Origin of the sequence: Actinomadura keratinilytica, from assembly GCF_039539665.1 — a bacterium.
GTDB classification, from domain to species: domain Bacteria; phylum Actinomycetota; class Actinomycetes; order Streptosporangiales; family Streptosporangiaceae; genus Spirillospora; species Spirillospora keratinilytica.
Genome location: NZ_BAABDO010000230.1, coordinates 1 through 3,829, shown reverse-complemented (window position 1 = coordinate 3,829; position 3,829 = coordinate 1). Strand labels below are relative to the sequence as shown.

Here is a 3,829-nt window from a genome sequence, read left to right as displayed (position 1 = left end):
CACGCCAGGTGGCGCACAACGTCGCCTCGGTCGGCCCGTACAAATGCCGCACCCGCACATCCGGCGACGTCTCCAGGACGCGCTCCACAGCCCGCACCGGGACCACGTCGCCGCCGGTCGCCACCTCCGTCAGGCCCGCGAACACGCCGACGTCCTCGTCCGCCAGCACTCGGAACAGGCCGGCCGTCAGATGCACCGTCGCCAGCCCGAAGTCGGCCTTCATCCGGCGCAGCACCGCGCCGTCGACCCGGCCGTCGGGGGCGACCACGACCCGGCCGCCGCGCAGCAGCGGCACCCACACCTCGAACAGGGACGCGTCGAACACGTGCGGAGCGTGGAACAGCACGCCGTCCGCGTCGCCCCATCCGCCGTTCAACGCCAGCCCGGCCAGGTCGCGGTGCGTGACGACCACGCCCTTGGGCACGCCCGACGAGCCGGAGGTGTACATCAGGTAGGCCGCGTTCTCCGGATGCAGGGCGACCTGCGGCCGGTGGGACGCCGCGCGGCTCTTGAGCTCCTCCACTGTCACCCACGGCGTGCCGGCAGGTACCAGGTCCGCCAGTTCGCCCGTCGTCACCACGACGCCCGCCCCGGCGTCGTCCACGACGAATCTCACCCGGTCGAGCGGAGCGGACGCGTCCAGGGGCACGAAGACGCCGCCCGCCATCAGCACTCCCAGCCAGGCCACCACGACGTCCGCGCCGCGCGGCAGCAGCACCCCGACCCGGGACTCGGCGGTCACGCCGCGTTGCGCCAGGCCGCCCGCCACCGCCAGGCCCAGTTCCCACAGCTCCCGGTACGTCAGGCGCGTCCCGTCGCCCGCCACCGCGACCCGGTCGCCGTGGCGGGCCACCACGGCCTCGAGGGCCTCCACCGCGACGCCCGCCCCGGCCGCGGCGGCATCGGTGCCGTTCACCCGGCGGAACAGTTCCACCTCGCCGCGCGTCAGCACGTCCAGGTCGCCCACGGGACGCCCGGGGGCGGCGGCCATCTGGGCGAGCACGTCGAGCAGCCGCTCGAGCAGGTCTCCGACGAACCCTTCGGTGAGCACGTCCGTCCGGTAGGCGCCGCCGAATCTCAGCCGCTCGCCGGGGAACACGGCGAGGCTGAGCGGGTAGTGCGTGAGCGACTTGCCGTTCATCCGGATGTCGAGCGCGTCGCGGCCGGGGCCGCCGCCCGGGTCGTCGCGGGGATAGCTCTCGTAGGCGAGGAGGGTGTCGAACCTGGCCGCGGGACCGGCGCAGCGCTGGATCTCCGCCAGTCCCAGGTGCTGGTGCGGCAGCAGCGCGGCCTGGCTCGCCCGCAGCCGCGCGAGCAGGTCGGCCACCGTGCCCGCCGGGTCGAGCCGGACGCGGACCGGCACGTTGTTGATGAGCAGGCCCACCATGTCGTCCACGCCGGGCAGCTCGGGCGGGCGGCCGGCGACCACGGTGCCGAACACCACGTCGTCGCGGCCGGTGAGCCGGCCCAGCACGACCCCCCACGCCGCCTGCACCACCGTGTTGAGGGTGGTGTCGGCGGACTTGGCCAGCGCCTCCAGCGCGCGGGTGAGTTCCGCGCTCGCCGTCCTCTCCAGGTAGCCGCCGTCGACGGCCGGTGCCGTGGGGCCGGACGGCACCAGCAGGGTCGGTTCGTCCACTCCGGCCAGTTCCGCCCGCCACGCCGCGCGCGCGGCGGGCTTGTCCCGCTGCGCCAGCCAGGCGAGGTAGTCGGCGAAGGGCGTGGCGGGCGGCAGGCCGCCGGCGTCCCCTCCGGCCGCGTAGATCTGCGCCAGCTCGCGCCTGAGCACGAACAGCGACCACCCGTCCATGAGGAGGTGGTGGCTCGTCATCACCAGCAGGTGCCGTTCGCGGGCGAGGCGCACCAGGAGCAGCCGCAGCAGCGGCGGCCTGGTCAGGTCGATGCGGCGGGCCGCCTCCTGCGCGGCCAGCCGGTGCGCCTCGGCCTCGGCGTCCGCCTCGGACAGGTGGGACAGGTCCCGTTCGCGCCATGGCAGCACCACCCGGTCCGGGATGACCTGCACCGGCGCGTCCAGCCGCGCGGGCTGGCGGAAGCACGCCCGCAGGCTGGCATGCCGGTCCAGCAGCGCCTCCCAGGCGGCCTTCAGCACCGCCGCGTCCAGCCGCCCCCGCAGGTCGAAGAAGTTCTGCACCTGGTAGACGTCCGGTGCGTCCCGGTCGTAGAGGGCGTGGAACTGCAGGCCCTCCTGCAGCGGGGTCAGCGGCCAGACGTCCTTGACACGGTTCACCATGCCCCGTTCCCGTCCTTGAGATCCGTCTCGAACTCGGCCTCCAGGTCGTCGAGCTGGGTCTGGCTGAGCTCCACGAGCGGGAGGTCCGACGGGGTGTGCCCGCCGGCGTCGGGCCGGGCGCCGTGCCGGGCCAGGCCGGTGAGGGTCCGCGTCCAGGCCGCCAGCAGCGCTTGCATGGCCGACTCGTCGAACAGACCGTCCGGCCAGGTGAGCGACACCGTCACCGCCGGGCGGGCGGGCGTGCCGGCGACCTCGGCGGCGGCCTGCAGGGACCATGCGGCGCGCGTCCCGGTGAGGTCGCCGCCCCCGCCGGTGAGGTCGGCGAAGCGGAACCCGACCTGCGCGGCCGGCGGCGCCGCCAGCCGCGGGGCGGTGTCGCGGTTGAGGTGGCGCAGCAGCCCGTAGCCGAGGCCGCCGCCGGGCACCGCCCTGATCTGCTCCTTGAGCGTCTTGACCAGGCTTCCGGCCGCGGATCCGCCGGCGCGGATCTCGTCGTGGTCGACGTCGCCGACGTCGAGCCGGACGGGATGGGGGCCGGTGAACCGGCCCACGGCGGCCGACACGTCCAGGTCTTCGCGGAACCGCGCCCGGCCGCAGGATTCGGTCTCGACCACCAGCGGGCCGTCGGGTTCGCCGCGCTGCCGCCGCCAGTGCGCGAACGCGGTCGCGAAGGCGGCCAGGAGGGCCTCCGCGGGTTCGAGGTGGTACGAGCCGCACAGGTCCGTCAGCAGCCCCGCCGCCGTGTCGGGCGGGAGCGCGGCGGACGCGGTGCGCACGTCCGCGCCGGGCGTGCCCGACGGCAGCCGGACGGCTCCGCCGAGAAGGTCGATCCACGCGTCCAGTTCCGCGACGACCTCCGGGTCGGCGGACCGTGCCGCGAGCACCCGCGCCCAGTCGGCGAAGGACGCCGACGGCCCGAGGGCGCGGCCCTCCCATGCCGCCGCCAGGTCGTCCCGCAGGACGCTCCAGGACTTCTCGTCCACCACCAGGTGGTGGGCCACGAGCACGAGCAGGCCCGGCTCGGCGGAGCCGCGGTCCAGCCACACCGCCTCGAAGGTGCGCCCCGACTCCGGTTCCAGCCGGGCCGCCGCGCCGACGGCCTCCTCGGCGGCCAGGGCGAGGGCGTCGCGTCCCCGCGCGTCCACGCGCCGCAACCGCAGGCCGGGGTCGCGCACCTCGTAGCGCGGTTCGCCGTCCGCGTCGCGGACCAGTGCCGTCCGCAGCGCGTCATGGCGGACCAGCAGAGCCTCGACCGCCGCGGCGACCTGGCCGGTCTCGAGGCCGGCCGGCACCGGGGCCGTCCGCCAGACGGCGGAGCGTCCGTCCAGCGCCCGGGCGCCCATCAGCTCCATCAGCCGTCGCGTGCCCGGCGTGGCGGGCGCGGACCGGCCGTCCCCCGCCGTGCTCGGCGCCGCGACCGCGGCGACGGCGGCGAGTCTCTCCGGCGTGCGGTGCTCGAACACGTCGGCGGCGGTGATGGCCACTCCGGCCTTGCCGGCGCGGGCGACGAGCCGCAGGCACAGGATGCTGTCGCCGCCGAGTTCGAAGAAGCCGTCGTCGGCGCCGACCCGTTCGACG

At 75.8% G+C, this 3,829-nt stretch carries 2 protein-coding genes; both read right to left on the bottom strand.

Translation table 11 applies throughout. The features are described from left to right. On the bottom strand, positions 1 to 2,251 hold a 2,251-nt coding region (locus ABD879_RS32295), incomplete at its 3' end, for a condensation domain-containing protein (protein WP_345025580.1). After that, a partial coding sequence (locus ABD879_RS32290) for a condensation domain-containing protein (RefSeq protein ID WP_345025579.1) occupies positions 2,245 to 3,829 on the bottom strand: 1,585 nt, incomplete at its 5' end. The genes ABD879_RS32295 and ABD879_RS32290, both read right to left, overlap by 7 nt.